The following is a 2620-nucleotide window of genomic DNA, read 5'->3' as shown; positions in this document are numbered from 1 at the left end:
GCTTTTTTAGGCGTGGCGCGCGGCTTTGGCTACAGGAGGGTACTGCGCTCGGGCCGCGCGGGCCCCACGTCCCGTGGACGGGCGAAACTTACGTTTCGCTGCGGCAGCCTCTACCCCCGTTCTCTGTCCGCGCGCTGGCGGAAATCTTATTCAAACGCATGACACGCGTTTGAATGATTTCCTATCTCCAGCTGTCGCGAGAACGTTCATTTGCACCGTCGCCACAAACACGATCCACACAAAACAGACAACCGGATTACCGATTTCCGAAAACCCGGCGGGCCAGCTCGTCCACCCGGCTCACATAACCGATTTCAATCCCTTTCGGCACATGGCTCAGTGCCTTGCGCGCATACCCCGAAACCACGATGGTGCGGAATCCCAGCCGCGCCGCCTCAGTCACCCGCTGTTCCGTCCGCGAAGCAGGTCGCACCTCGCCCGACAACCCCACCTCACCCGCAAAACAGATATCCGTATCCAACGCAATATCCAGCCCCGACGAGATAATCGCCGCGATGATCGCCAAGTCGAGCCCCGTGTCCGCCACTCGAAAACCTCCGGCCAGATTCAGAAAGACATCCTTCGTCCCGAACTTGAACCCCACCCGTTTTTCGAGCACCGCCAGCAACATATTGAGCCGTTTATAATCCACCCCCGTGGCCGACCGCTGCGGCGTCCCGTAAGCCGACGAACTGACCAACGCCTGCGTCTCGATCAGGAACGGCCGTACCCCCTCGATCGTCGCCCCGATGGCGATACCGCTCAACGGTTCGTCGTAGTGCGAGACCAGAATTTCCGACGGATTGTCCACCTCGCGCAACCCCTCGTTCCGCATCTCGAAAACACCGATCTCGTTGGTCGCGCCGAAACGATTCTTGATACTCCGCAGGATCCGGTAAGCATTATTACTATCGCCTTCGAACTGAAAAACGACGTCCACGATGTGTTCCAAAATTTTCGGCCCCGCAATCGCCCCCTCCTTGGTGATATGGCCGATGATCAGAACAGGAACCTTGGTCTCCTTGGCATACTTGAGCAGCATGGCAGCACACTCGCGCACCTGGCTGACACTTCCGGGCGAGGATTCGATCCGTTCGGAGTACAAGGTTTGGATCGAGTCGATCACGACCAACTCCGGCGTGTTCTCAGTCAGCTGGGTGATGATATTTTCGAGCGACGTTTCGCTCAGGATCATACACTCTTCGTTGAGTACGCCGATCCGGTCGGCGCGCATTTTGATCTGTTCGGGACTCTCTTCGCCCGAGACGTACAGAATCGGAGAATTGGCCATCCTCACCGCGATCTGAAGGGCCAGGGTCGATTTCCCGATCCCGGGTTCGCCGCCCAGCAACACCAGCGAGCCGGGCACCAGTCCGCCGCCAAGCACCCGATTGACCTCCTGATTGAGCAGGTCGATCCGTTCGAAAGCGGCCCGTTGCACCTGATGAACGGGTATCGGGCGATTCCGTTCGCCGGAACCGGCAGAGAGGCTGAAAAAATTATTGGTCGTGAGCGGGGTACTTTTGGCGGCGACGATCTCTTCGGTATAGGTGTTCCACTGTCCGCAGGCCGGGCATTTCCCGACCCATTTCGGAGATTCGTTGCCGCAGGCGGTACAGAAATAGCTCTTTTTTAATTTGGCCATAGTTTAAGAAGAGGGGATTGGGTTTCGACAAAGATAGCAGAATGTTTACTTCTGCCTCCGTTTGTCCGAGATTTCAGAGCGGATCGGGCAGGGTCATCGGTTTTCGCATACGGGGCAGCCCCGCCCCGGGCTTCCGCTACCACAGGTCGGGTTTGCCGGGAGGTGTCGGTGATGGCGGTTACAGTTGGTCACGTACACCGATGGCGGGCGATGGCATGGGCTTGGATTTGGGCACGCAGCATCTCAACACGAACCATTTGTGCCACCGTGTTTACGGTCGTCTGTTGCGTTGCCTCTCGGAATAAACGGGACTGAACAGTTTTTGCTGGCAGCCTCTACCCTACTTTGGTTTGACCTTGGTGGGTCGGACGCCCGGGAGGAACAGCAACTCTCGACGCGCAAGCGGCGTGTTGCGGGCCGCCCGCGGGGAGGCGTCCGGCCCGCGCGACCCTCAAGGGTCGCAGAAGCACAGCCCATTCATCTCTTTTAAGCAGTTCGCCGCCAGCGGTGACTGCAACGAGCCCTGACGAGTTGCAGTACGCCGCTTGGGGTGGCGGCGAACTGCGCGGCTCAAAGAGCCGCAGAAGCTCGGCCCAAATCTGTCAAGTTCAGCGACCTAAAGGTCGCAAAAGCAACACCATTCACCGCCCAAGGCTACCGGATTCGTCCTCGGCGCGCCCCCACGCGCCGCTGATGCGACGCTCTCGCCGAGGACGGCGATTCCTCACGGAATCGCGCTATTCACTCCCAGTTCAAGCGGCCGAAGCCTGCGGGGCCCACTGCAACGTCAGTTGCGGGCCTCCGCGGTCGGAGGTTTCGGCCCACGCAGCTCTATGAGCCGCAAAAGCACAGCCCAAAGCATCGCCCCGTGTCAGCCTCACTGCGGCTCCGCTTTCGCTCCGACGCGTTTTCGCGCGCCTGGGGAAATCTTGTCAAAATGCGCTGGCGCATTTTGACGATTTCCCTCCTAAGGCG

The 2620-nt window shown here is 59.3% G+C and carries 1 protein-coding gene; it reads right to left on the bottom strand.

Going from position 1 to position 2620, the window contains the following annotated elements; genetic code table 11:
- Positions 1-256: 256 nt before the first annotated feature.
- Positions 257-1645, bottom strand: a complete 1389-nt coding sequence (radA, locus tag QZ302_RS09750) for a DNA repair protein RadA (protein ID WP_294594881.1) — start codon at positions 1643-1645, stop codon at positions 257-259.
- Positions 1646-2620 lie beyond the last annotated feature (975 nt).

The organism is uncultured Rikenella sp., assembly GCF_910579375.1.
Classification (GTDB): domain Bacteria; phylum Bacteroidota; class Bacteroidia; order Bacteroidales; family Rikenellaceae; genus Rikenella.
The sequence above is the reverse complement of the archived record's forward strand: the minus strand, read 5'-3'. Positions and strand labels throughout refer to the sequence as shown.